Source organism: Gluconacetobacter azotocaptans, from assembly GCF_014174355.1.
Lineage (GTDB): Bacteria > Pseudomonadota > Alphaproteobacteria > Acetobacterales > Acetobacteraceae > Gluconacetobacter > Gluconacetobacter azotocaptans.
In genome coordinates, this window is record NZ_JABEQF010000046.1 from 1 (window position 1) to 1,774 (window position 1,774).

Here is a 1,774-nt window from a genome sequence, read left to right on the forward strand (position 1 = left end):
TCGTCTGGTGCGCCCTCGCCACCTTCGTCCTGCTCAAGATCGTCGACCTGACCATCGGCCTGCGCGTCACCCAGGACCAGGAGGTCGAAGGCCTCGACATGGTCCTGCACGACGAACGCATCAGCTGACCGATCGTCCAGTCACGTCCAATCCAGCATATTCCGCGGGGGCGGGTCGCGCCGTCCCCCAAGACGGAGGAAACGAAGCGTGCCGGTCCACAACATCAACAACATCATATGTAAAAACGCAGGCTGTCTTTCTCTCTTTCTGGTTGCTGGCTGTTTTCTGCTTCCATCCGAAGGTCTTGCCCAGGTCGCGGTGTTCGGCAGTTCGGCCGGCAAGTCCGGCTTCGCAGAATGGCTCAGCGGCGTGACCCTGGTGGGACAGATCGAAGGCGGCATCATGGCCAACCCCGCCCGCCCCGACAACGGCATCAATTTCGGCAACTTCCTGGCCGACCATGCGAACCAGGTCCAGCTCAACCAGCTGGAATTCACGCTTGCCAAGGCCATCGACCCCAGCAAGAGCGAATACCAGATCGGATTCACGCTGGAAGGGCTCTACGGGTCCGATGCGCGGTACTACCATCTGCTCGGCATTTCCGACCGTGCCATCTCGGACCGCTACCAGGTCATTCCCGCGCAGGCACATATCGACTTGCATCTGCCCTGGCTGACCAGTGGCGGCCTGGACATGCAGGCCGGCATCCTGCAGGCCCCGATGGGCGTCGAAACCCTCGATCCGACGACGCGGCCGTTCTATACGCTGGCCTACACGTCCGAATATTCCGTGCCCTTCCAGCATGTCGGCGCGATGTTCAAATGGCATGTCAACACGACCGTCGACGTCACGTTCGGGGTCGATACCGGCAACCAGACGACTTTCGGAAAAAGCGATAACAATCACGAAGCCGCGGGCTACTTCGGCTTCAACCTGAACGGCCTGGCGGGCGGCAAGCTCAACATCATCGAACTCAGCCGGGTCGGTCCGGAAAATGCCATCGCGGTGCTTGGGTCGCGGGCTGACGGCCAGATGCGGTACTGGAACGACATCAATGCCGCCTACCAGATCAGCGACAAGCTGTCGGTGACGGGCGAATTCAACTACCTGCATGATGACGGACTTCGGGCCGACACCTACAGCTTCGTCAGCTTTCTCAGCTACAAGGTCACGCCGTCGCTGACCTTCAACTACCGGGGTGAGATCTACCGCGACAACACCGGGCAGTTCGTCGTCAGCTTCCTCAACAACACCGCCTATATGGGCGCCATCGCCGGGGCCACCGTTCCCGCGGAATTCGCCCCGCCCACCACCTATGGCGCGTTGACCCTGGGCGTGACGTACAAACCCGACCTGGGCCACGGCGTCCGGGTGTTCGAAATCCGCCCCGAAATCCGGTTCGACCGTTCGCTCAACGGCACCACCCCCTTCAATGACGGACGCAATACCGGCATGTTCACCTTCGGCATGGACGGCGTCCTGGGATTCTGATCCGCGCGGGGCGGGAGGCCGCCCCCGCACCGCCGATTCGGCCAGGATCGGGAGAGTGGGGAAGGGGGCGGCCGACGTCGTCGCTGCGTCCGACGCCTCGACAACGGGGCGAGAGTTTCGTAACCGTTTTCCGGCCGCATCGTACGGCTTCACAATAGGCAGGCATCCGAGAATGGCGAAAAAAGCCCCGACCCCGGCCCCAGCGGCCCCCCCTTCCCCCGACGCGGCGTCTGTCGCGAAGGTGTTCAGCCTGATCCAGGAACACTCGGTGGAACTGGTGGAC

The 1,774-nt window shown here is 62.4% G+C and carries 2 protein-coding genes; both read left to right on the plus strand.

Annotated elements, in window-relative coordinates; all coding sequences use genetic code 11:
* Positions 1 to 128 (plus strand): ammonium transporter (locus HLH34_RS19035; RefSeq protein WP_183121130.1); only part of this gene is annotated, 128 nt, incomplete at its 5' end.
* A gap of 103 nt (positions 129 to 231) precedes the next feature.
* Complete coding sequence (locus tag HLH34_RS19040; RefSeq protein ID WP_373318628.1) at positions 232 to 1,491, plus strand: outer membrane beta-barrel protein; 1,260 nt, start codon at positions 232 to 234, stop codon at positions 1,489 to 1,491.
* The last annotated feature ends 283 nt before the right edge of the window (positions 1,492 to 1,774 follow it).